26 protein-coding genes are annotated in these 23228 nt (G+C 58.7%); 17 read left to right on the forward strand and 9 right to left on the reverse strand.

Features of this window, described 5'->3' with window-relative positions; translation table 11 throughout:
- Nucleotides 1-2: 2 nt before the first annotated feature.
- The 6 genes from flhA to motD are packed head-to-tail and all read left to right on the forward strand — an operon-like array spanning nucleotide 3 to nucleotide 6722.
- The gene (gene flhA / locus ACRRNM_RS11650) at nucleotides 3-2093 is read left to right on the forward strand and encodes a flagellar biosynthesis protein FlhA (RefSeq protein WP_435628369.1); all 2091 of its coding nucleotides are present in this window, start codon (nucleotides 3-5) and stop codon (nucleotides 2091-2093) included.
- On the forward strand, nucleotides 2090-3544 hold the full coding sequence (gene flhF, locus ACRRNM_RS11655) for a flagellar biosynthesis protein FlhF (RefSeq protein ID WP_435628370.1): 1455 nt from the start codon (nucleotides 2090-2092) through the stop codon (nucleotides 3542-3544). Before flhA ends, flhF begins: the two co-directional genes overlap by 4 nt.
- Complete coding sequence (locus ACRRNM_RS11660; protein WP_435628371.1) at nucleotides 3534-4445, forward strand: MinD/ParA family ATP-binding protein; 912 nt, start codon at nucleotides 3534-3536, stop codon at nucleotides 4443-4445. The genes flhF and ACRRNM_RS11660 overlap by 11 nt, the downstream gene beginning before the upstream one ends.
- A 60-nt stretch (nucleotides 4446-4505) precedes the next feature.
- Complete coding sequence (locus ACRRNM_RS11665) at nucleotides 4506-5216, forward strand: RNA polymerase sigma factor FliA (protein ID WP_435628372.1); 711 nt, start codon at nucleotides 4506-4508, stop codon at nucleotides 5214-5216.
- The gene (locus tag ACRRNM_RS11670) at nucleotides 5216-5956 is read left to right on the forward strand and encodes a flagellar motor protein (protein WP_435628373.1); all 741 of its coding nucleotides are present in this window, start codon (nucleotides 5216-5218) and stop codon (nucleotides 5954-5956) included. Before ACRRNM_RS11665 ends, ACRRNM_RS11670 begins: the two co-directional genes overlap by 1 nt.
- 7 nt (nucleotides 5957-5963) lie before the next feature.
- Entirely contained in the window at nucleotides 5964-6722 is a 759-nt protein-coding gene (gene motD, locus ACRRNM_RS11675) for a flagellar motor protein MotD (RefSeq protein WP_435628374.1), read from the forward strand.
- A 57-nt stretch (nucleotides 6723-6779) separates the two neighbouring features.
- Here the strand turns inward: motD and ACRRNM_RS11680 are convergent, their stop codons facing one another.
- The 3 genes from ACRRNM_RS11680 to flgA all read right to left on the reverse strand — a co-directional run bounded on the left by ACRRNM_RS11680 (nucleotide 6780) and on the right by flgA (nucleotide 8408).
- Nucleotides 6780-7232 (reverse strand): flagella synthesis protein FlgN, encoded by a 453-nt coding sequence (locus tag ACRRNM_RS11680; protein WP_435628375.1) that lies wholly within the window; start codon nucleotides 7230-7232, stop codon nucleotides 6780-6782.
- A gap of 27 nt (nucleotides 7233-7259) precedes the next feature.
- Nucleotides 7260-7568 (reverse strand): flagellar biosynthesis anti-sigma factor FlgM, encoded by a 309-nt coding sequence (gene flgM / locus ACRRNM_RS11685; RefSeq protein ID WP_435628376.1) that lies wholly within the window; start codon nucleotides 7566-7568, stop codon nucleotides 7260-7262.
- Nucleotides 7569-7661: 93 nt separating this feature from the next.
- Nucleotides 7662-8408: a flagellar basal body P-ring formation chaperone FlgA gene (flgA, locus tag ACRRNM_RS11690; RefSeq protein ID WP_435628377.1), complete on the reverse strand. Its 747-nt coding sequence runs from the start codon at nucleotides 8406-8408 to the stop codon at nucleotides 7662-7664.
- Nucleotides 8409-8581: 173 nt separating this feature from the next.
- On the opposite strand from flgA, the gene flgB reads away from it, so the two are divergent.
- From flgB to flgL, 11 genes are all read left to right on the forward strand, one after another.
- Nucleotides 8582-8986 carry a flagellar basal body rod protein FlgB gene (flgB, locus tag ACRRNM_RS11695; RefSeq protein ID WP_435628378.1) on the forward strand — a complete coding sequence of 135 codons (405 nt, stop codon included), beginning with the start codon at nucleotides 8582-8584 and terminating at the stop codon, nucleotides 8984-8986.
- 65 nt (nucleotides 8987-9051) lie between these two features.
- On the forward strand, nucleotides 9052-9456 hold the full coding sequence (gene flgC / locus ACRRNM_RS11700; RefSeq protein WP_435628379.1) for a flagellar basal body rod protein FlgC: 405 nt from the start codon (nucleotides 9052-9054) through the stop codon (nucleotides 9454-9456).
- A gap of 32 nt (nucleotides 9457-9488) precedes the next feature.
- Nucleotides 9489-10169, forward strand: coding sequence for a flagellar hook assembly protein FlgD (locus ACRRNM_RS11705; protein ID WP_435628380.1), 681 nt, complete (start codon nucleotides 9489-9491; stop codon nucleotides 10167-10169).
- 65 nt (nucleotides 10170-10234) lie between these two features.
- Nucleotides 10235-11704, forward strand: coding sequence for a flagellar hook protein FlgE (locus ACRRNM_RS11710; RefSeq protein WP_435628381.1), 1470 nt, complete (start codon nucleotides 10235-10237; stop codon nucleotides 11702-11704).
- A gap of 53 nt (nucleotides 11705-11757) precedes the next feature.
- Nucleotides 11758-12501, forward strand: a complete 744-nt coding sequence (flgF, locus tag ACRRNM_RS11715) for a flagellar basal-body rod protein FlgF (RefSeq protein WP_435628382.1) — start codon at nucleotides 11758-11760, stop codon at nucleotides 12499-12501.
- Nucleotides 12502-12563: 62 nt separating this feature from the next.
- Nucleotides 12564-13346, forward strand: coding sequence for a flagellar basal-body rod protein FlgG (gene flgG, locus ACRRNM_RS11720; RefSeq protein WP_435628383.1), 783 nt, complete (start codon nucleotides 12564-12566; stop codon nucleotides 13344-13346).
- Between the two features lie 9 nt (nucleotides 13347-13355).
- On the forward strand, nucleotides 13356-14030 hold the full coding sequence (locus ACRRNM_RS11725) for a flagellar basal body L-ring protein FlgH (RefSeq protein ID WP_435628384.1): 675 nt from the start codon (nucleotides 13356-13358) through the stop codon (nucleotides 14028-14030).
- Nucleotides 14031-14061: 31 nt separating this feature from the next.
- A complete protein-coding gene (locus ACRRNM_RS11730; protein ID WP_435628385.1) occupies nucleotides 14062-15150 on the forward strand; it encodes a flagellar basal body P-ring protein FlgI in 1089 nt (362 codons plus the stop codon).
- Nucleotides 15150-15980 carry a flagellar assembly peptidoglycan hydrolase FlgJ gene (flgJ, locus tag ACRRNM_RS11735; protein WP_435628386.1) on the forward strand — a complete coding sequence of 277 codons (831 nt, stop codon included), beginning with the start codon at nucleotides 15150-15152 and terminating at the stop codon, nucleotides 15978-15980. The genes ACRRNM_RS11730 and flgJ overlap by 1 nt, the downstream gene beginning before the upstream one ends.
- Nucleotides 15981-16167: 187 nt before the next feature.
- Nucleotides 16168-18090: a flagellar hook-associated protein FlgK gene (gene flgK / locus ACRRNM_RS11740; RefSeq protein WP_435628387.1), complete on the forward strand. Its 1923-nt coding sequence runs from the start codon at nucleotides 16168-16170 to the stop codon at nucleotides 18088-18090.
- 7 nt (nucleotides 18091-18097) lie between these two features.
- Nucleotides 18098-19369 (forward strand): flagellar hook-associated protein FlgL, encoded by a 1272-nt coding sequence (gene flgL, locus ACRRNM_RS11745; protein ID WP_435628388.1) that lies wholly within the window; start codon nucleotides 18098-18100, stop codon nucleotides 19367-19369.
- Nucleotides 19370-19418: 49 nt separating this feature from the next.
- Here the strand turns inward: flgL and fliR are convergent, their stop codons facing one another.
- The 6 genes from fliR to fliM all read right to left on the reverse strand — a co-directional run bounded on the left by fliR (nucleotide 19419) and on the right by fliM (nucleotide 23227).
- Nucleotides 19419-20198 (reverse strand): flagellar biosynthetic protein FliR, encoded by a 780-nt coding sequence (gene fliR / locus ACRRNM_RS11750; RefSeq protein ID WP_435628389.1) that lies wholly within the window; start codon nucleotides 20196-20198, stop codon nucleotides 19419-19421.
- A 15-nt stretch (nucleotides 20199-20213) separates the two neighbouring features.
- A complete protein-coding gene (fliQ, locus tag ACRRNM_RS11755) occupies nucleotides 20214-20483 on the reverse strand; it encodes a flagellar biosynthesis protein FliQ (RefSeq protein WP_435628390.1) in 270 nt (89 codons plus the stop codon).
- A gap of 6 nt (nucleotides 20484-20489) precedes the next feature.
- Complete coding sequence (fliP, locus tag ACRRNM_RS11760) at nucleotides 20490-21227, reverse strand: flagellar type III secretion system pore protein FliP (protein WP_435628689.1); 738 nt, start codon at nucleotides 21225-21227, stop codon at nucleotides 20490-20492.
- A 92-nt stretch (nucleotides 21228-21319) separates the two neighbouring features.
- Entirely contained in the window at nucleotides 21320-21790 is a 471-nt protein-coding gene (fliO, locus tag ACRRNM_RS11765; RefSeq protein ID WP_435628391.1) for a flagellar biosynthetic protein FliO, read from the reverse strand.
- On the reverse strand, nucleotides 21790-22245 hold the full coding sequence (gene fliN, locus ACRRNM_RS11770; protein ID WP_435628392.1) for a flagellar motor switch protein FliN: 456 nt from the start codon (nucleotides 22243-22245) through the stop codon (nucleotides 21790-21792). The genes fliO and fliN overlap by 1 nt, the downstream gene beginning before the upstream one ends.
- Nucleotides 22238-23227 carry a flagellar motor switch protein FliM gene (gene fliM / locus ACRRNM_RS11775; protein ID WP_435628393.1) on the reverse strand — a complete coding sequence of 330 codons (990 nt, stop codon included), beginning with the start codon at nucleotides 23225-23227 and terminating at the stop codon, nucleotides 22238-22240. Before fliM ends, fliN begins: the two co-directional genes overlap by 8 nt.
- Nucleotide 23228: the final 1 nt, after the last annotated feature.

Below are 23228 nucleotides of genomic sequence, written 5' to 3' on the forward strand. Positions count from 1 at the left end.
CCATGAACCCGCTGCTCACGCAAATACAGAACTTTATCACCCGGGCCGGCCTGGTCGGCATGGCCGGCCCGGTGCTGATCGTGATGATCCTGGCGATGATGGTGCTGCCGTTGCCGCCGCTGCTGCTGGACATCCTGTTCACCTTCAATATCGCGATTTCCATCATGGTGCTGCTGGTCAGCATGAACACCAACAAGGCGCTGGATTTCGCGATCTTCCCGACCGTGCTGCTGATCACCACCCTGCTGCGCCTGTCGCTGAACGTGGCCTCCGCGCGCATCGTGCTGCTGGAAGGCCACACCGGGCCGGATGCGGCGGGCAAGGTGATCGAGTCGTTCGGCCATTTCCTGGTGGGCGGCAACTACGCCGTCGGCATCGTGGTGTTCGCGATCCTGGTGATCATCAACTTCGTGGTGATCACCAAGGGTGCCGGGCGCATCGCCGAGGTGGGCGCACGCTTCACCCTGGATGCGATGCCCGGCAAGCAGATGGCGATCGATGCCGACCTGAACGCGGGGCTGATCGGCGAGGACGTGGCGCGGCAGCGCCGTGCCGAGATCGCGCAGGAAGCCGATTTCTACGGCGCGATGGACGGTGCGAGCAAATTTGTGCGCGGCGATGCGGTTGCGGGCATCATCATCCTGCTGATCAACATCATCGGCGGCCTGATCGTCGGCGTGCTGCAGCACGACCTCGATATCGGCACCGCCGCCAAATACTACACCCTGCTGACCATCGGCGACGGGCTGGTAGCGCAGATTCCGGCGCTGGTGATTTCCACTGCCGCAGGCCTGGTGGTGAGCCGCGTCGCAAGCGACCAGAACATCGGCCAGCAACTGATCGGCCAGTTGTTCAAGCAACCGCAGGTCATCATGCTGACCGCCACGATTATCGGCGCGATGGGCCTGATCCCCGGTATGCCGCACTTCGCCTTTCTGCTGCTGGCCGGCCTGATGGGCTGGCTGGCCTGGTACCTGTCGAAGAGGAGCGAGCAGGCGGTCGAAGTGGAACAGGCCGCCGCAGCGGTGACGCCGGTCATCCCGGAATCCGCCGAGGCGAGATGGGAGGATGTCGAGCAGGTCGATGTGCTGGGGCTGGAGGTGGGCTACCGGTTGATCGCGCTGGTGGACAAGGCGCAGGACGGCGACTTGCTGCGCCGCATCAAGGGCATCCGCAAAAAGTTCACCCAGGACATCGGCTTCCTGCCGCCGCCGGTGCATATCCGCGACAATCTTGACCTGCGTCCGAACGGTTACCGCATCACTCTCAAGGGCGTGGAAATCGGCAGCGGCGAGGCCTATCCGAACATGCTGCTGGCGATCAACCCGGGCAGCGTGACGGGCGAACTGCCCGGCATGCAGACCCGCGATCCGGCCTTCGGCCTGCCCGCGGTGTGGATCGACACGGCGCTGCGCGACCAGGCGCAGGTCATGGGCTACACCGTGGTCGATCCGGGCACGGTCGTGGCGACCCATATCAGCCACCTGCTCGGCACGCGTTCCGCGGAGCTGCTCGGGCGCCAGGAGGTGCAGCAGTTGCTCGATCACATCGGCAAGATTTCGCCCAAGCTGGTCGAGGATCTGGTGCCCAAGACGCTGCCGCTGGGCGTGGTACAGAAGGTGTTGCAGAACCTGCTGGAAGAAGGCATGCATATCCGCGATATGCGCACCATCCTGGAAACGCTGGCGGAAAACGCATCGCGCACCCAGGATCCCTACCATCTCACCTCGCTGGTGCGCGTCGCGCTCGGCCCGGCCATCGTGCAGCAGTTCTACCCGTCCGCACAGGAGCTGCAGGTGATCGGCATGGACAAGGAGCTGGAATATCTCCTGATCCAGGCGATGCAATCCAGCCAGAACGGCATCGGCATCGAACCTGGGCTGGCCGATACCGTGCTGCGCGAGACCCGCGCCGCAGCCGAGACGCAGGAGCAGATGGGGCTGCCGGCAGTGATGCTGGTGCCGGCGCAGTTGCGCGACTTGCTGGCGCGCTTCCTGAAGCGCGCAGTGCCGAATATCAGGGTGATTTCGCATGATGAAGTACCGGACTTCAAAACGATCCGGGTGACCGCTATGGTGGGAGGTAGAGCATGAGTATCAGAAAATACATCGCCCCGACGACACGTCAGGCTATGAAGGAAATTCGCGACGAGCTGGGTCCCGATGCGATGATCCTGTCGAATCGTCAGACCGAGCGCGGTGTGGAGATCGTCGCCATCGCGCATGGCGACATCGCCCAGTTGACCGGCGGGCACGCCGTGCAGAAACCCGAGTGGCCGGAGATAACGGCGGATGAATGGACGAGGTCGGTTGCGGAAGAGCATCCGGTGCAAGCGGCCAGGACCTTGCCCCAGGCTGTGCCGGCAACCCCGGCCAAGTCGCCGCTTCAGCCCAAGCCGCTGCAGTTTCAGCACAAGGCTGCCGAGCAGGGCAGGTCGCTGCAGCATTCCGGCAAGTTGCCGCAGCCCGAATCCGTGCAGCAGATCAGGACTGCGCCGCAGGCTCAATCTGCCCGCCCCACCGAGGCGCAACCTGCGACAGCCATGCCGGCGCAAGAAAGCATCCTCAGCGAGATCAAGTCGATGAGCGCCATGCTGCAGCAGCAGTTTGCGTCCATGTACTGGAACGATGTGCAGCTGCGCGACCCGCAGCGCGCCGGCCTGTTGCGCAAGATGCTCAATGCCGGGTTCAGCACGTTGCTGGCGCGCCAGATGCTGGACAAGATGCCCGCCGGAAAGATGCAGGGCGAGTCGTGGATCAAGGAGGTGTTCAAGCGCAACCTGCAGGTGGCGGACAAGTCGGACGATATCATCGCCAAGGGCGGGGTATACGCGCTGATCGGGCCGACCGGGGTAGGCAAGACCACCACCACGGCCAAGCTGGCGGCGCGCGCAGTGGTGCGCTACGGTGCGGACAAGGTGGCGCTGCTCACGACCGACAGCTACCGGATCGCCGCCTACGAGCAGCTCAAAATCTACGGCAAGATACTCGGCGTGGCGGTGCATGCGGTGAAGGACACCGACGACTTGCGCCTCACCCTTTCCGCATTGCGCCACAAACACCTGGTGCTGATCGACACGGTTGGCATGGGGCAGCGCGATGAGCGCGTCGGCGACCAGAACGAGATGTTCGATGCGACCGGCGTGCAGTGCCTTCTGCTGCTGAACGCCACCAGCGGCGGCGACACGCTGGAGGACGTGGTGCGCATGTACCGCAGCAACAAGGTGGTGGGCTGCATTCCCACCAAGCTGGACGAGGCGGTCAATCTCGGTACGGTGCTGGATGTGGCGGTGCGCCACCGCCTGACGATGCACTATATGGCCAACGGCCAGCGCGTGCCGGAAGACCTGCATCCGGTTAACGTGGATTACCTGCTGCACCGCGCGCTCAAACCGGTGGAAGAAAAGACGCCATTCACCCTGCGCGATCTGGATTTTCCGGTGATGATGGCTGCGGAAGGGGCGCCGCAACACGGTGGAGCCCCCGCCGGCGTACTCCTTGCGGGCGCGGGCACGGCGTGCAAGGAGACTTCCTGTGCGCTCTGACGGAGTGGATCAGGCGGAAGGCCTGCGGCGCCTGTTGGTCCTCAATCAGACGCAGGTGATCACCGTGGTGGCCGGCAAGGCCGGGGTGGGGCGCACCAGCGCGACCATCAACTTGGCGGTGGCGCTGGCGCGTTCCGGCAAGGACGTGCTGGTGCTGGACGAGAATCATGGGCCGAATAATTTACTGGACCGTATGGGCTTGTCTGCCAAGCATGATCTGCTGGATGTCGCCCAGGGGAAATGCGGGCTTTGCGATGCAGTGCTGGCCGCCAAAGGGTTTGGCGTCTTGCCTACCGCGCGCGCCATGCATGCCTTGGCGAAACTGGATCAGCCCGTCCAGCAACGGCTGGAAAACGCACTGACCGAGGCCAGTGACGGTGCGGATATCATACTGGTGGATGCCGCGATGTCCGTGCCCGGACAGCCCGAGGAGTTGGCCGGAAAACCCGTTGCGGTATCGCCTAGCCTGGCAAGCGGGGGCGCCTTGCTGGTCGTGGTGGAGGCGACCCCCAGCGGCATTACCGAGAGCTATGCCCTGATCAAGCGGCTGGCGCTGAAGGATGCGCGCCAGCAGTTCGGGATTGCGGTAAACAAGGCGGGCAATGTGCAGGCGGCGCTGACGGTGTTTGAAAATATGGCCAAGGTGGCCCGGCGCAACCTTTCGGTGCGACTGGAGTATCTGGGCCATATTCCCTCCGATGAAAGGCTCAGGTGCGCGATGCAACTGGGGAAGTCGGTGGTCGAGGCCTTTCCGTCCGCTGCTTCGGCGAAGTCCTATCTGGAGTTGTCACAAAAATTGCTGTGCCTGCCGATGCAGCGGGACGAAGCGGAGGGTGGGGTTTCCGCCATCATCCAGAGCCTGATAAGGCAGGTATCCCGGCCGGCCGTCGCGACTTCGTAATCACACTGTGGCCTTTGCTCAACACTGCAAGGAAATGGCGCACGTTGTAAACTAGCGGGCATGTACAAGGTCACCGGATTAAACGACAAGGAGCAATGCCTGCGGGAATATTCTCATCTGGTGAAACGGCTTGCGCACCAGATGATGGTCAAGCTGCCGGCCAGTGTGCAGATCGACGACATTATCCAGGCCGGTATGATGGGTTTGCTGGATGCGGCAAGCCGTTACGACGAATTTCACGGGGCACAGTTCGAGACTTACGCGACACAACGCATCCGTGGCGCAATGCTGGACGAGTTGCGCGAGGCGGATTGGCTGCCGCGCAGCCTGCGCCGCGATATGCGGCGCATCGAGGCGTCCGTCACCCGCTTGCAGCAGAAGCTGGGCAGACCGCCAAGCGAAGCCGAAATCGCTGCAGACATGGGAGTGCCCCTCGCCGAGTACCAGCAGATGCTGCAGGAATCACGCGGCGCGCAACTGGTGTATTACGAGGATTTGCACAGCGAGGGCCAGGAGGATTTTTTCGAGCGCTTCGAGCTCAGCGACGATGCCAGTCCGCTGGACATGCTGGAAGATGAACGCTTCAGGGCCGAGCTGGTGCGCGCGATCGAAAACCTGCCGGAGCGTGAGCGCATGGTGATGGGCATGATCTACGAACAGGAAATGAACCTGCGCGAAATCGGCGAAGTGTTGGGCGTGGGTGAGTCGCGCGTCTCGCAGCTGCATAGCCAGGCCGTGGCGCGACTGCGCAGCTGGATGAAAGGCTACTGATGGACAAGCTTACGCTGCTCGGGCTGGTGGTTGGCGTGACCGGTATCATGACCGGGCAGATATTGGAGGGCGGCAGCCTTTCCATCATGTTCCAGGGCGCGGCTTTCCTGATCGTATTCGGTGGCACGCTCGGTGCGGTGCTGGTGCAATGCCCGGCCAGGATATTTGTCATGGCGGTCAGGATGGGGCGCTGGGCGTTCGTGCCGCCGGTACTGCATGGCCGGGAGCTGGTCAGACAATTGACGGAATGGAGCGCACTGGCGCGCAAGGAAGGCATCCTGGCCCTGGAGTCGCAGGCTTCCGCCGTCGAGGACCCTTTCCTGAAAAGAGGGGCGCAGCTTCTGGTGGACGGAAACAGTGCCGAAAAAATCCGCGAGGTGCTGGATGTGGACATCCATACCTGGGAGCAGTCGCGCTGGCAGGCTGCGCGCGTATGGGAGTCGGCTGCCGGATATTCCCCCACCATCGGCATCATCGGGGCGATACTGGGTCTGATGCATGTCATGCAGAACCTCAGCGAACCGAGCAAGCTGGGCAGCGGCATTGCCGTGGCGTTCGTCGCGACGATTTACGGCGTGGCCTTCGCGAACCTGCTGTTCCTCCCGGTTGCCAATAAACTGAAGTCCATCATCATGCATCAGGCGGAGATGCGCGAGATGATCGTAGACGGGCTGACGGGGATCGCCAACGGCGATAGCCCGCGGCTGATCGAAACCAGGCTGCAAGGCTACCTCGAGTAGGGCGGGCATGGCGCGCCGCCGCAAACGCATCGAGCATGACAACCATGACCGCTGGATGATTTCCTATGCGGATTTCGTTACCCTGTTGTTTGCTTTTTTCGTGGTGATGTACGCCATTTCCTCGGTGAACGAGGAAAAGTACAAGACCTTCAGCAATTCACTCAGCATTGCCTTTACCAGGCATCCGGTCACCACTCCTGCCGGTATAGCATCCAGCCAGCAGGATCAGCTTGGCGCCCTGGTGGACAGGCGCACCGCGCGTTTGGGCGAGCAGCAGCGCAAAATACAGGATCGCATGAAAAACCTGGCCACCGGTTTGGGCCAGGTGATGGCCTCCTTGATCGATCAGCGCACGGTCAGCATCAATCAGACCCGACGCGGGGTGGTCATCGATATCAGTGCGAGCATGCTGTTCAGGACGGGTGAGGCAACCTTGCAGCCAGGGATGCTGGATGTGTTGCGCCAGGTGGCGGCGGTGCTGGGCAAGGAAGAACTGCCCATCGAGGTGGAAGGACATTCCGACGATGTTCCCATTGCAACCGCGCAGTTTCCCTCCAATTGGGAGTTGTCTTCCGCGCGCGCCAGCAGCGTAGTCAGGATGCTGATCGATAATGGTGTGCCGGCAAAACGCCTGGCCGTGGTGGGTTTGGCCTCGAATCAGCCGCTGGTGCCGAACGACAGCCCGGAAAATCGCGCCAGGAACCGGCGTGTAATCATTACGATCATGTCGCCCAACGTGGAGAGGGGGGGAGGCGTCGAGGAGTAAGCGGTGAAGGAGGAATGCAGGGGTTTTGTGCGGGGATATCCGTGCGTCGCTTCGGCTTCAGCCGCTTCCCAGTGATCTGCCGCTTCCCGGCGAAAAACTGGTCTGCCCATCGGGGCCATACAGATTCGCCTTGTTTACTGCACTGCTCAATACGGCAAGCGACTGCTGGTTACGGCGCAGCTTCGTCTGGATCAGTTCGCCATTGGTTTGATTGAGACTCTGGGCGCGTTCTGCCAAAACGAGGATTTCCTCCCAGACGGCCAAGCCTTGCGGGCTGTGTGTTCCGAGCCATGTGCGGATCGCTTTGGCGTCGAGTTGCGGGATATTTTTTCGCATCAAGGCACGGCGCGTTTCGGCGAGTTCGTTAAGATTGATTGCGCTAGCCGATTTCTTTTCGGACAGTTCGAGCAACTGGTCGGTGAGATTTTCCACCAGCATCCCCTGCTCCCGTTCCAGCAGGGCCACGAAGCTTAGCAGTGCCGCACGTTCGGCGGTCAGGGCGGAAAGCAATTGCGGGTCGGAAGATGGCTTCAAGTATTAAGCCTTGCTGCCGATCAGGTCGCGCACTGTTTCGAGCAGGCGGCCGGCGACGGCTTCCGAATTGACCTTGAAGCGACCTTCGGCGATGGCTTGTTTGATTTCAGCAACTTTGGCCGCATTGACGACCGGGGTGTTCGCCATGCTGCTTTCCATGCTGTGCAACTGCGCCGCCGTGGAGCCGAGCGAAACGCTGGTGTCGCCAGACGGCTGTGATGCGGGCCGCAGTGAAGGTTTTCCCTTCGCGGCATGCGCCCCTTCCCCGGTCAAGCTGGCGGGCAATGGCTTGCTGGGTTTGTCGATTTTCACGGTCATCCTCTCAGTCTGGCTACGCTTAGCTAGCAGCCGTGACTATTATATCGGCAAAATTCCCCAAAACTTTAGGGGCAGACGCTTTTTTGGCTATGGCGCGATTTCCACCACACCGCCGGCACGCGCAACTCCGCTGATTACGCGACCCGGTCCGACGCGAACTTGTACGGCCTGCCCTTCGCTCGCATTGTTCAGGGCGACTCCTTCACTGCGTATGCTGAAACCGTTGCCCTGCACGGCAAGCGTCACGACTTGGCCTTGCGTCACGCTATACGGCTGGCGCAGCATGTCCTCGCGCAACACCTGTCCGGCGGCGATGCCGTAGCGCAGCACTTTTCCGATGACTTGTTTGGGGTCGGTGAATCCTCCTGCCAGGGAAGAGTCTGTCGACTGGGTGGCAATATCCTGTTCCTGCAGCGTGTGGCCCAGCGGCAGTTGACGCGCACTGGTCAGCAAATTGAGGCTGAGCCTGATTTGCACGGGAACAAAAATGTTCCAGCCGCCCGTGGGGGGGGCATTGGCTTCCTCATTGCGTGAAGGAGGGTGGCAGCGAACTCCAACCGAGGTCTTTCCGGTCAGCTGGCTGCCGGCTGGCAGGAAGGCTTCCAGCTTGGCGCATTGAGGCAGGACGATGCGCCGGTCTATCTCATCTACCTGATAGGCGACCTTGCCGGGCAGTGCGGCAGTTTGCTGCCGCACGAAGTCGGCAACGAGATTTCTTATCTGGGCATGATCCTGCGATGCGGCGGAGTTGCGTGCCGGTGTGTCGCCTGCGGGCGCCGCTACGGCGGCAGCGGATTGCAACAGTAGAAAGGTAATCAATAAAAGCTTGTTCATGGACGGTATTGTGCGTGTTGCACGCGGTTAAGGGAAGGGTCGGAACGCCGGAATTGGAGGGGGAATCCATCGCTTATCGGCGGATGGGGGGGGGGGGGGGCGCAGGTTTAGCATGCTCTTCATGTAAATAGGTAACTTGGTACAAGTGTCGGGTTTAAACGGAGGGAGGCGGTATGGTGGATAGATTGGATGACATGCTGAGGTTTCAGCAAACCGCGCTGAGCCTGCGCGCGGCGCGTCAGGAATTGCTGGCTTCCAACATCGCGAATGCGGATACGCCGAACTATAAGGCGAGGGATATCGATTTTGCCAGTGCGTTGCGGAATGCCCTGGCGGGCACTTCCACCGAGTTGCCGGTCGTGCAGACTTCGCCCATGCACCTGGAGGGAAGAGCGGGCGGGGCGATCATGGGGGCGCCGGTGATGTACCGCAAACCGGTTCAGCCGAGCGCCGACGGTAATACGGTGGATATGGATGTGGAGCGCGCGCAATTCACCGATAACGCCTTGCGTTACGAGGCCGGCGTCAGGTTTGTCAGCGAGCAGCTGAAGGCCACGTTGGCCGCGATACAGGGGTAGTCGGAGGGTGCTTGGGTGTGCGAGCTTTTTGGCCGAATGGTTCGGGAAACTAATGGAGGCGTGTAATGTCTTTATTCAATATATTTAACGTGGCGGGCTCCGGGATGGCGGCGCAATCGCAGCGCCTCAACGTGGTTGCCAGCAATCTGGCGAACGCCGACAGCACCACCAGCGCCAATGGCCAGCCGTACCGCGCCAAACAGGTGGTGTTCAGCGCGGTGCCGGTGGATGGCGGCAACACACCGGGCGTGAAAGTCACTGGAGTGGTCGAGGATAATTCGCCGATGAAAATGGTCTATGACCCCAAGCATCCGATGGCCGATGAGCAGGGCTATGTTGCGATGCCCAACGTGGATGTGGTCGGCGAGATGGTGAATATGATCTCCGCCTCGCGCGCCTACCAGAATAACGTAGACGTGATGAATACATCGAAGACGCTGTTGCTCAAGACGCTGACCATCGGCCAGTAATGTGAAAAAGTAGAGGTAACGAAAGGAATATCATGATTAACAATACACAGGATGCCGGATCGGCTGCGGCATTGTTTGCTTCATTGAATGCAACTTCCGGTTCGGCAGCGAACGCATCGGCTGCGGCCAGCACCCAGGACCGCTTCCTGAAGCTGCTGGTTACACAGATGAAAAACCAGAATCCGCTCAATCCCATGGACAACGCGCAAGTGACCTCGCAGATGGCGCAGCTCAGCACGGTGACCGGCATCGACAAGCTGAATGTCACCTTGCAGGCACTGAGTGACAGCATGGTGTCCAATCAGTCGCTGCAGGCGGCAACCATGATCGGGCATGGCGTGCTGGTGCCGGGCAAGGGGGTGGATTTAAGCAATGGCAGCGGGTATGGGGGGATTGAGATGACGGAATCCGCCGATAAGGTCGGCATCGCCATCTACGACAAAGGCGGTGCACTGGTGCGCAACATCAATTTGGGCGCGCAGTCGGTTGGCCTGGTCAATTGGCAGTGGGATGGCAGGGATAATTCCGGCATCGGTGTGGCGGATGGTAGTTATACCTTTGCTGTCGAGGCCATTCAGGCGGGCAATAAAGTGGATGCGACGGCGCTGCAATTCGGCATGGTGCATAGCGTCACACAAGGCAAGCAGGGAGTCGCGCTGGGCGTCGGGCAACTGGATGGCGTTGCACTGTCGCAAGTCAGGCAGATTCTTTGAGTTACAGCAATACACTGCAGGGTGTGCGCAGCACATCCTGATGTGTTAATCACGAGGAGAGTATCATGAGTTTTCAGCAAGGTTTGAGCGGCCTGAATTTATCGTCCAAACAACTGGACGTGATCGGCAATAACGTAGCGAATGCGAGCACGGTCGGCTTCAAGCAATCGCAGGCGCAGTTTGCCGATATGTATGCGGCATCCCTTGCGGGTAGCGGTGCGGCGCAGATAGGTACGGGCGGCAAGTTGGCGGGCGTGATGCAACAATTCACTCAGGGGAATATCACCAACACCAACAATCCGCTGGATACTGCGATCAGTGGGCAGGGATTCTTCCGCGTGGTCGATCAGAGCGGCAATATCTCTTTTACCCGCAATGGCCAATTCCAGGTGGACAAGAGCGGCTTCATCGTCAACAACCAGGGACACCAGGTGTCTGGCTATATGCCGGACGCAAACGGATTGATCATTGCCGGTCAACCTCTGCCGATACAGATCAGTGCGGCTGATTTGGCGCCCCGGCAGACGGCTAACGTGGTGGTTGGGGTGAATCTCGATTCGCGCGAGGCGACGCCGGTAACCCTGACCTTCAATCCGCTCGATCCGACATCCTACAACAGATCAACCCCGACGACGGTCTACGACAGCCTTGGCACGAGCCATGTCGGATTGCTGTACTTTCAAAGGCAACCGATTACCGGGGCCGCGCTGGCTGCATTGGGGAATTTCTCCATTACAGCCCCAGCCTTGTCCACCATGACGACGACCGGTTCAACGGCCGGGCTGTCGGCTGGCAATACTGTCACGCTGGGAGCCGTAACTTACACGATCGTTTCTGTCGATAGCGCCACCCAGCTCACTGTTTCGCCTGCTGCTGCCGGCAGCGTGGCGGCGGCTCCGCTTGCTGCCACCAATGCGCCATCAGCCAACTGGAATACCTATCTGACAATGGACGGGGCGCTGGTGCCGCCTGCCGGTACCGCGCTGACACAGCTTACTTTTGATACGCTGGGCCGGCTGGCGTCCACCACCCCGGCTTCCACTCCGGTTGGAACCGTGGCTTCGGCGTTATTTACGCCGACGGGAGCCGCAGCCCAGACCCTTACCTTCAATTTTGCCCAGACCTCCCAATATGGCGGAGCCTTCGGGGTGAACACCCTTACTCAGGATGGTTTTTCCTCGGGACAGCTGAGCGGATTTAGTACCGGAGCCGACGGGGTAATACTGGGACGTTATACCAATGGACAGTCGCGCGCCCTGGGGCAGATGTTGTTGGCGAACTTCACCAATCCCCAGGGTTTGCAGCCGGTGGGCAACAACGAATGGGTGGAAACCTCCGCATCCGGCGGCCCGTTGCTTGGCACGCCGGGGTCGAGTTCGCTGGGAGTTTTGCAATCCTCGGCGGTGGAGGATTCCAATGTGGACCTGACGGCCGAACTGGTAAAAATGATTACGGCGCAGCGCGTCTATGAGGCCAATGCGCAGACCATCAAGGCGCAGGATGCGGTGTTGCAGACCTTGGTGAACTTGAGGTAGTGATGCACAGGGACTTCGGCAAATTGTCGCTATCTGAATAGCGGAGAGGGAATATGGACAGGCTGATCTATACCGCGATGACCGGCGCTTCGCATGTGCTGCAGCAACAGGGGGCGGTGTCGGAGAATCTGGCCAATGCCAGCACGCCCGGGTTTCGCGCCACGCTGAACACCTTCCGTGCCGTGCCGCTGGTAGGTGATGGCTTGCCGACCCGCACGTTCGTTGTGGATTCCACTGCGGGTTCGGATTTTACGCCGGCGGCTTTCCAGCCGACCGGACGCGACCTGGACGTGGCGGTTAATGGGCCGGGCTGGATCGCAGTGCAGGGTCCGGATGGCAAGGAGGCCTACACGCGCAATGGCAGTTTTCAGCTTACGCCAAATGGCGTGCTGCAGACACGCACCGGCCTGAATGTGCTGGGCGATGGTGGTCCGATCACCATTCCGCCGGATACCGAGGTGACCTTCGCCAAGGACGGCACGATTTCGACCGTGCCGAGCTATGGGCAGATCACGTCGGTGGTCGTCGTTGGCAGGCTGAAACTGGTCAATCCGCCGCCGGAACAACTGGAGCGCGGCGGCGACGGGTTGTTCCGCCTGAAAGACGGTACGGTGGCCGCTGCGGATGCGAATGTGGGGGTTGTACCGGGTAATCTGGAAGGCAGCAATGTGAATACCGTGGAAGCGATAGTGAGCATGATTTCGCTGGCGCGCAAATTCGACATGCAGATGAAGATGCTGCAGAGCGCGGATAACAATGCGCAACGGGCCAGCCAGATAATGAGTATTACCGGCTAGGAATCGGGGAAGATAATCCCCTGATGTCGGCCATCGACCGATTGTTTTAAAAGGACAAAATCATGATACGCTCTTTGTGGATTTCCAAGACCGGCCTGGATGCGCAGCAGACCCAGATGGACGTCATTTCCAACAACTTGGCCAACGTCAGCACTACCGGGTTCAAGCGCTCGCGAGCAGTATTCGAGGATTTGCTGTATCAGACCATCCGCCAGCCGGGTGCGCAATCTTCGCAGCAAACCCAGATCCCATCAGGCTTGCAGATCGGTACCGGGGTACGTCCGGTAGCTTCCGAGCGGATCCATACCCAGGGCAATCTGCAGCTGACCGGAAATCAGTTGGATGTGGCGATCCAGGGCGCCGGTTTCTTCCAGGTGCTGATGCCGGATGGCACGACATCCTACACTCGCGATGGTTCGTTTCAGACCGACAGCCAGGGGCAACTGGTGACTGCCAGTGGTTTCCCCATCCAACCTGCGATCACCATTCCGGCGGGTACCATCAATGTCACGATAGGACGCGATGGAGTGGTCAGCGTCACCCAGCCCGGTGTGACTGCACCGGTACAGGTAGGGAGCCTGCAACTGGCAACCTTCGTCAACCCGTCCGGCCTGATGAGCGAAGGCGAAAACCTCTACAAGGAAACGGTTTCTTCGGGTACGCCGGCCACCAATGTGCCGGGCACCAATGGAGCCGGGCTGTTAAATCAGAGTTATGTGGAAACTTCCAACGTGAACGTGGTCGAAGAGTTGGTAAACATGATTCAGACTCAGCGTGCTTATGAGATCAACTCCAAGGCTATTACCACTTCGGATCAGATGCTGCAGCGTTTATCGCAGATTTAGGGGCATTCCGTGCGTAAATTGCTGATCGTCATCCCCGTGCTGCTGGGATTGGTCGCGTGCGCGACCCCTTCCACCGATATACACCAACCGATGACTGCCAGGCCGGTTGACAGGAAAGTGGCTGCTCCTGTGGATGGGGCGATTTTCCATGCCGGAGCCGGTGAGCGTCCCCTGTTCGAAGACAGGCGCGCGCGCAATATCGGTGACATTCTCACCATCAATATCGTGGAGAAAACCGCGGCCAACGACAAGGCGAGCGGCAGCGCCAGCCATAGCGGCACGCTGGCGACGACCACACCGTCGATCACGCGCAATTCTGTGACGCCCAAGCTGCTGTTTACGGGATTTGGGCTTTCCGGCAGTTCGAGCGGCAAGTTTGCCAATAGTAGCGCCAGCACCGGAGCGGTGGACTTCACGGGAACCATCGCGGTGACGGTGATCGAGGTGCTGTCCAACGGCAATCTTCTGGTGAGCGGCGAGAAGCAGGTGGCGATCGACCGCAGCAGCGAATATATCCGTTTCTCGGGCGTGGTGAATCCGGCCACCATTGCAGCGGGGAATACCGTACAATCGACGCAGGTGGCGGATGCGCACCTCGAATACAAGGGCAGGAGTGGCGTTCTGGACAGCGCGTCGGTGATGGATGTGTTGGGGCGTTTGTTCCTGTCGGTGCTGCCGTTCTAGGAGCTAGAGCCGAAAATTGGAAAACCGGATAATGAGAAAGCTCATATTGCTGGCGTTGCTGGTGTTGCCGCTCACGGCAGCGGCGGATCGCATCAAGGATCTGGCCACCATCCAGGGCGTGCGCGATAACCAGTTGATCGGCTATGGGCTGGTGGTCGGCCTGGACGGCAGCGGTGACCAGACTACGCAAACGCCGTTCACGGTGCAGAGCGTTATCAATATGCTGTCGCAGATGGGAGTGAACCTGCCTACGGCGACCAGCCTGCAACTCAAGAATGTTGCCGCAGTGATGGTGACTGCTACCTTGCCGCCATTTTCCAAGCCCGGGCAAACCATCGATGTGACGGCTTCCTCAATCGGCAATGCCAAGAGCCTGCGCGGCGGAACCCTGCTGATGACACCCCTGAAGGGCGCCGATGGCCAGGTGTATGCGATGGCGCAAGGCAACGTGCTGGTGGGTGGTGTGGGGGCTGCAGCGGGTGGCTCGTCGGTGCAGGTGAATCATTTGAGTGTGGGCCGGCTGCCGGCCGGTGCGACGGTAGAGCGCGCCGTTCCGACGCTTTTGGGGCAGGGCGGGTTCATCCACCTGGAATTGAGGAGCACGGACTTTACCACCGCCGCGCGGATCGTCGAGGCGATCAACGCGCAGATCGCCCCGGAGATGGCGTCGGCGCTGGATGGTCGGGTCATTCAGGTGCGCGCGCCGGCGGGCAATGAGCGCGTCGCTTTCATATCCAGGATCGAGAATCTGGAAGTCATTCCGGCACAGGGGATTGCCAAGGTCATCATCAATGCGCGGACCGGATCGGTGGTGATGAATCAGGCCGTGACGCTGGATACTTGCGCCGTGGCGCATGGCAACCTGACCGTGGTGATCAGCGCCGAGAGCGCGGTGAGCCAACCGAATGCGCTTTCGCGGGGTCAGACCGTGCAGACCGAGAAGGCCACCATCGATGTTAAAGCCGATCAGGGCGGCCTGGTGCAACTCTCCAAAGGGGCATCACTGAGCGAAGTGGTCAAGGCGCTTAATTCGATAGGTGCGACCCCGCAGGATTTGCTGGCGATTCTTCAGGCGATGAAATCATCCGGCGCTTTGCGCGCCGAGTTGGAGATCATCTGATGGTCAACCGGACGGATGCTTCCGCAAAGCTGGCGCTCGACATGCAGAGCCTGGAGCAGTTGCGGGCGCAGGCCAAGCATTCGCCGGATCAGGCACTCAAGGCGGCGGCGCAGCAGTTCGAGTCGGTGTTTCTCAATATGATGCTGAAGAGCATGCGCGAAGCCACGCCGCAGGATGGCATGTTCGATAGCGAGCAGACCCGGATGTTCACCGGCATGCTGGATCAGCAGCTGGCGCAAAACATGGCCAGCCGCGGCGTGGGCTTGGCCGACATCATGGTCAAGCAACTCAGCAGGCAGATGGCTGTAGATCAAGGTCAAAAAATCGGCGCACAATCTTCAATTAACGCCCTGCCGTCCGCATATAGCGAAAATGCCCAACAGGATTTCGTGAATCGTATGCGGCCGCTTGCCGTACAGGCCAGTCAGGCAAGTGGCGTGCCGCCGCAACTGATGCTGGGGCAGGCCGCGCTGGAAAGCGGTTGGGGGATGCGCGAAATCCGCATGGCGGATGGCAGCAACAGTTTCAACCTGTTTGGCATCAAGGCGAACAGCAGCTGGAACGGCAAGGTGGCGGAGGTGATGACCACCGAGTACCGAAACGGCGTGGCATACAAGCAGATTGAAAAATTCCGTGCCTATGCTTCCTATGCCGAGGCATTTCAGGACTATGCCAGTATGATCAGCAACAATCCGCGCTACGCAGGCGTGCTGCAGCAGGGCGATGCGGTTGGAATGGCGCAGGCCATGCAAAAGGCGGGGTATGCGACCGATCCAAAATACGCCGACAAGCTGGCGAGCATCATGGGCAAGATCGATTTGGCAGGTTGATTGCCTCGATGTAACGCCGGTTTATTGGGTTCATTCTGGCCGAGCTTGCCAATATACTGCAATTTATTGATTTTAAATTGATATGTTTTCCTGCTTAATATTAGCGGGCTAACTCTGCACCCCTAAAGAATTGTCCGGCGATGCCGATAATATAACTGAGCCCGTGTGGGCGATTTAAGGAAATATCGTGGCTGATCTGTTTACCTCGTCATTAAGCGGTATGAATGCTGCCCAAGTAGGGGTGGCGACTACTCAGCACAACATTGCCAATGCGAACACTCCCGGCTATACGCGGCAGCAGGTTCAACTCAGTTCGCGTGCCGGGCAGCAGACTGGTTTCGGATTTGTCGGGCAGGGGGTCGATGTCACCAGTGTCATACGCATCTATGATCAATTCCTGAATACCCAGCTTTTGCAGGAGCAGAATCAGGCCGGTTATTTGACTACTTACCACACCGCCATAAAGCAGATCGACAATCTGATTTCTGATCCTACTGCCGGGGCTTCGCCGGCAATCCAGAGCTTCTTCGATGCGCTGAATGGGGTCGCCAGCGCCCCGGAATCAGTCCCTGCGCGCCAAACCATGCTCAGTGATGCGCAGTTTGCCGTAAACAGATTCCAGGCCATAGACCAGCGCCTCACGGATATCGCCAACGCGCTTACCGGCCAAGTCTCCGATAGCGTCAATCTTATCAACAGCTATGCCCAGCAGATCGCTGTCCTGAACGGCAACATCAAGCGGGTCGGTTCCCTGGGGCAAGGGCAGCAGCCCAATGACCTGATTGACCAACGTAACCAGTTGATCAGCCAATTGAACCAGGAAATCAAAACAACCGTACTGCAGCAGCCGGATGGAACGGCAAACGTGTTTGTTGGCAGCGGTCAGGCTTTGGTGATAGATGAGCAATCGATGCGATTGCAGGTTGTCCAGTCGGCAAACGATCCGAGCAAGGTGGATATCGCCTATCTGAGCAACAATAAAGCCTTCACCTTGCAGCAAAGCAGTGTGCAAGGCGGCAAGATAGGCGCCTATCTTGCTTTTCGCGACCAGACCCTGGAGCCGGCGCGTAATGCCCTTGGCCGGGTAGCTGTGGGAATGGCAATCAGCATCAATCAGCAAAACCAACTGGGACAGGATTTGAACGGCGCACTGGGCAGCAGGCTTTTCAATGTGGCCGTTCCACGCGTCGACAAGAATGCGAACAATAATGCTGCATCGGGAGTGCCGTCTGTCACGATCACGGATGTGGCAGGATTGACGACCAGCGATTATCAGTTAAGGTTTAATGGTGGCACGGGCTATAGCTTGGTGCGCCTGTCGGATAACGTGACGATGAGCTATGCAACCTTGCCGCAGACGGTAGATGGCATGACCATCACCGCGCCGACGCCGGTTGCGATAGGCGACAGTTTTTTGATACGCCCTACCGCAAACGGCGCACGCGACATTGCGCTGGCTACCAATGATCCTGCCAAGATTGCAGCTGCGGCCCCAATACGAGGGGCAGCCGCTTTGGCCAATACCGGCACCGCAACAATCAGCAGCGGAACAGTCAATCCGCCCCCGCCGCCAAATGCTAATCTTAGAAACAGTGTAACGGTAACATTCATTGATGCGACTCATTACACTGTTACCGACACTACTGCGGCGACAACGCTGGTAGGGGCTCCGGGTGCATTGTATGACCCGAATGTGGGTGCAACCCTTTCCTTTAATGGGTGGACAACACAAATTACTGGAACGCCCATTGCGGGGGATGTTTTCAACATCACATCCAATACCTCCGCCACCGGCGACAACCGTAATGCCTTATTGATGGCGGGTTTGCAGACGCAGAACCTGATGGCGAACGGAACCGTGAGTCTGCAGGGGGCGTATGGGCAGCTGGTTGGCAGCGTCGGTGCCAAGACCAGTGAAATGGCGGTGACGAGTCTGGCTCAAACCAACATGGTGGCCCAGACGGTGGCCGCACAGCAGGCGGTTTCAGGGGTGAATCTGGATGAGGAAGCGGCGAACCTGATACGCTATCAAAATGCGTATCAGGCGGCAGCCAAGGCGATGCAGATTGCCTCTACTATGTTCGATGCGATATTGGCTTTAGGAAGGTAGGTGTGTGATGCGAGTCAGTTCTAATACACTTTACGATAGCAATGTGTCATTGCTGGGGCAGCAGCAGACGCGGCTTATGCAAACCCAACAGCAAATCACAAGCGGGCGCCGTATCCTGACTGCAGCGGACGATCCGGTAGCAGCGGCTCGTGCATTGCAGGTTACCCAGTCCGATGCGACGAACACACAATATGCCGCCAACCGGACTGCCGTACGCCACAAGCTTTCCCTGGCCGAGAGCAACCTGCAGGGGGTGACCTCTTTGTTGCAGGATGTGCGGACCGCGGTAGTGAGCGCCGGTGGCGGAGGATTCAACAGCAATGACCGGAAATCTGTTGCAACCGAACTGAGCGGCAGGTTGCAGGAGTTGATCGGTTTTGCGAACAGCACGGATGGAGTCGGGAATTATCTGTTTGCCGGATTTCAGTCCAAGACACAACCTTTCGTTGCCACCCCCACGGGAATGGGTTACTCCGGGGATGATGGGCAGCAAAATATACAGGTCAGCGCAACGCGCCAGATTGCAGCAGGCGATTCCGGGTCGGATGTGTTCATGCGTGTGAAGAATGGTAATGGGACGTTTGTCACCCGGCCTGCGGCAACCAATACCGGCTCGGGTGTGATCAGTACCGGTTCAGTGACCGGCAGCGCGTTGCTGAAGGCGGGGCATACCTACAATCTGACCTTCAGCGTGGGGCCGGATTTTCCGGGCGGGCCGGATTTGACGAAGTATGTCGTACGGGATACGACTCCACCGGCCGTTCCACCGGGGCCACAGGTATTGCCAGATCCTCTCTTGCCGCCGCCGCCAGCGCCAGCCGTTTTGGGAGTACCCTATGTCAGCGGTCAGGCCATCAGCTTCGATGGAATGCAGTTCGACATCCAGGGGGCACCAGCCAATGGCGATGCCTTCACGGTAGTGCCCAGCACCAACGAAAGCATATTCAAGACTCTTTCCGATTTGATCAGTGCACTGAACGCACCGGTGGTCGGGGCCAATATGGCGAACAGCCTGAATCACGGACTCAAAAGCCTGGATAATGCGCTGAACAATGTTCTGAATGTCCGGTCATCGCTCGGTCTGCGCCTTAATGAAATCGATGCGTTGCAGACGGCAGGTGACGATCTGGGCCTGCAATACAGGCAAATCCTGTCGGAATTGCAGGATGTCGACTACAACAAGGCAATCAGCGATCTGAGCCAGCAACAGTTCACTTTGCAGGCCGCACAAAAATCTTTCGTTAAAATCGCAGAGCTTTCGTTGTTCAACTATATCTGATTCTCAGGGACAAACCCCAGAATCATGCCTGCGGCGGCGGCTGACCTTGTCAGTGCGGCTGCTTTACCAGGTTAAGCATCGTGCCCAATCCTTCCTGGGTAAATCTGTCCAGCAACTGGGTGAAGTGAGGCATGGATAGTGCCAGCACGAGGAAACCAATCGCCAGCGTGATGGGGAAGCCGATGGCGAACAGGTTGAGTTGCGGCGCGGCGCGGGTCAGTATCCCCAAAGCGATATTGGCGGTCAGTAGTGCGGCCAGCAGTGGCAGGGAAATCTGCAAGCCGTAAGCAAAGATGCTTCCTCCCCAGCTAGCTACCTCATAAAATCCCCTGGCTGACATCATGCTGCCGATGGGTAATGTATGAAAACTTTCGGCCAACGCGGACAGCATGTATAAATGGCCATTCAAGGCCAAAAAAGCCAGTGCCGCGATCATTCCCAGCCATTGGGCAATGATTGGAGAGTGACCGGCATTTACCGGGTCATAAAAACTGGCAAACCCCAATCCCATCTGCAGTCCGGCCAGTTCGCCAGCCATTTCCACAGCAGTGAAAATCAGGCGCATGGTAAATCCCATCGCCACCCCGATGATGACCTGCTGAATGATGATTAACAGCCCTTGCGGAGAGCCGATAGCGACTGGCGGCATCTCGCCGAGGGTGGGTGCGATGATGATGGCAAGCATGACGGACAGGCCGATTTTTACGCGTGCCGGTACCTGCTTGTTGCCGAGTACGGGAGAGCTGGCAATCATGGCCAGAATGCGCGTCAACGGGAAAATCAGTGTGGCAAGCCAGACATCGAGTTGTGCACTGGTGAAGCTGATCATGTCAACACGCCCTGCCTAACCGATCATCCAGGGGATATTGCCGAACAGTCTTTGGATGTAATCGACCATCGTATTTATCATCCACGGTCCGGCAAAAATCAGCACCAGGAAAATTCCCAGCAGTTTTGGAATGAAAGACAGGGTCATTTCATTGATCTGGGTGGCGGCCTGAAAGATGCTTACCAGCAGGCCAATGACCAGCGCGCTGAGCAGCAACGGAGCAGAGAGCATCAGCGTCATTTCGACGGCTTGCTGTCCGATGGTGACGACGGTCTCGGGGGTCATGGGCTATCAGGTATAAAAACTCTGCGCCAGGGAGCCGATTATCAGGTTCCAGCCATCGGCCAGCACGAACAGCATGATCTTGAAGGGTAGGGAAATAATGGCCGGCGACACCATCATCATACCCATGGACATCAGCACACTGGCTACCACCATGTCGATAATGAGGAACGGAATGAAGATCACGAAGCCGATCTGGAAGGCGGTTTTCAGTTCGCTGGTGACATAGGCTGGCACCAGGATGCGCAACGGTACCTGATCCGCACTTTGCAGCGGTTCGCTGTTGGATATCCTGACGAACAGCGCGAGATCCGCCTCACGGGTCTGGCGCAGCATGAAGGTCTTCAGCGGTACGCTGGCTTTCTCCAGGGCATGCTGGAAATCAAGCTTGTTTTCGCTGTAGGGCAGATAGGCGTCGGTATACATCTTGTCGAACACCGGCGACATCACGAAGAACGTGAGAAACAATGCCAGGCCGACCAGCACCTGGTTGGGCGGCGAAGCCTGGGTGCCGAGCGCGGAGCGTAGCAGGCTTAGCACAATGATGATGCGCGTGAAGCCGGTCATCATCAGCAGGATCGCCGGCAGGAAACTCAGCGAGGTGAGCAGCAGCAGTGTTTGCAGGCTCAGGCTGTAGGTTTGGCCGCCACCCGGTGCAGGTGTGCTGGTGAATGCCGGCAAGCCGGCTTCCGCATATGCGGCCGGGCTGGCCAGAAGGCAGAAGACAGAAAGGATAATCGGCCACATGGCTGCCAGTTTTAGCGGAAGGTCGGTGGTCGCCGCCGCTCCATTTTTGCGCATAGTCTTTTGCTTCCGGTATCCCATCTGTCGAAACACCGTCATTTGTTCCCCGTACCATGCTTTCGATGACTGATGATCGAAGACAGAAGGCTGGCAAATTTGTTTTCAGGGAGGTGGTTTTCTGTGGCTTGAAGATCGGCAGCAGGGATTTCTGCCTTTTGGAGCGTGTGCAAGGTGCGAATTTGCCCCGGCCCCACTCCGACTACCAGCCAGGTATCATTTACTTCAACCAGCACGATGCGTTCGCGCTGCCCTATTGATACGCCACCCAATACCTTGAGCGGATACCCCGATCCTTGCTGCACAATATTCATGCGCTTGAGCAGCCATGCCACAAGCACTATGGCGGCCAACACCAGAAGCAGGCTGAAAATGATTTGCATGATGTTGCCGGAGCTGACTGCGGGCGGCGGCGGGGTGTAGGCGGGGCGCGTTCCCTCCACGGCAGCCGCAAGTGTAGGAATCGCCAGCATGAGGGCCGCGATGGAAGTTTGGAGCTTGGTGCGCATTATCGGTTGAGGCGCCGCAACCGCTCGGATGGCGTGATAATGTCCGTCAGGCGTATGCCGAGTTTGTCATTTACCACCACGACTTCGCCCTGTGCAATCAGGAATCCGTTGATCATCACGTCCAATGGCTCACCGGCCATGCCGGACAGTTCGACGACCGAGCCCTGTGCCAGTTGAAGCAAGTTCTTGATCGGCATCTTGGTGCGCCCCAGTTCAACGGTCAGTTGCACCGGGATGTCCAGGATCATATCGAGGTCGTTTGTGGCAGAGGCAGTACCGCCTGCCCCGAATTGCTCCAGTACATGCGGTTTGGTGGGAGTCGCTGGCTGGCTGGCGGGTGCAGTCTGCTCAGCCATGGCCGCACCCCAGTCATCGGTTGCAGTTTGTTCGGCCATGGCTGCGCCCCAATCGTCGGCAGTGATGGCTTCTTCGTTGATTGTGGTTTCGTCAGGCATGACCTTCTCCTTCGTTAGTCGAGAGCATTCTTTCGACCTTCAATGCATATTGATTGTTAAAAGCGCCATATTTGCATTCCATCACCGGCACGCCGTCTACCGAGGCGGTGATGCTGTCGCTGACCTCCAGCGGGATGATATCGCCGATTTGCATTTTCAACACTTGCTCAAAAGTCATATCGGCTTGACCAAGCGTGGCGACCAATTCGATGTTGGCGGACTGCACCTGCTTGGAGAGCAGTTGCAGCCAACGCTTGTCGATAGCCAAGTGCTCGCCTTGCATGGTGCTATAGAGCAAATCCTTGACCGGTTCGAGCATGGAATAGGGCATGCAAATGTGGAATGAGCCACCATTGCCGCTTAGCTCGATGTCGAAAGTGGTGACGATCACTACTTCGTTGGGGGTGGCAATGTTGGCGAACTGCGGGTTCATTTCCGAGCGCACGAACTCGAATTCCAGCGGGTGGACTGCTTCCCAGGATTTACCATAGGTTTCAAATACCACTTCGAGCAGTTTCAGGATGATGCGATGCTCGGTTTGGGTAAATTCACGTCCCTCCACGCGGGTGTGGAAACGTCCGTCGCCGCCGAACATGTTATCCACTACCAGGAAGGCCAGATTGGGATCAAAGACGAACAAGCCGTTGCCGCGCAATGGTTTTGCCTGAATCAGGTTCAGGTTGGTCGGCACATGCAGGTTGCGGATAAATTCGCCGAATTTCAATACCCGCACCGGTCCGACCGAAATTTCCGGGGTGCGGCGAATGAAGTTGAACAGCCCGATGCGAAACAGGCGTGCGAAACGTTCGTTGATGATTTCCATGGTGGGCATGCGCCCACGCACGATACGTTCCTGTGAAGCCAGGTTGTATGAGCGAACTTCTCCAGGAGCGACTTCCTGATGATCGAGATCATCGTCTGTTTCGCCGGTCACTCCCTTGAGCAGGGAATCGACTTCGTCCTGTGAAAGAAATTCGCTCATT

This window comes from Ferrigenium straubiae (genome assembly GCF_051257895.1).
In the GTDB taxonomy this organism is placed as follows: Bacteria; Pseudomonadota; Gammaproteobacteria; order Burkholderiales; family Gallionellaceae; genus Gallionella; species Gallionella straubiae.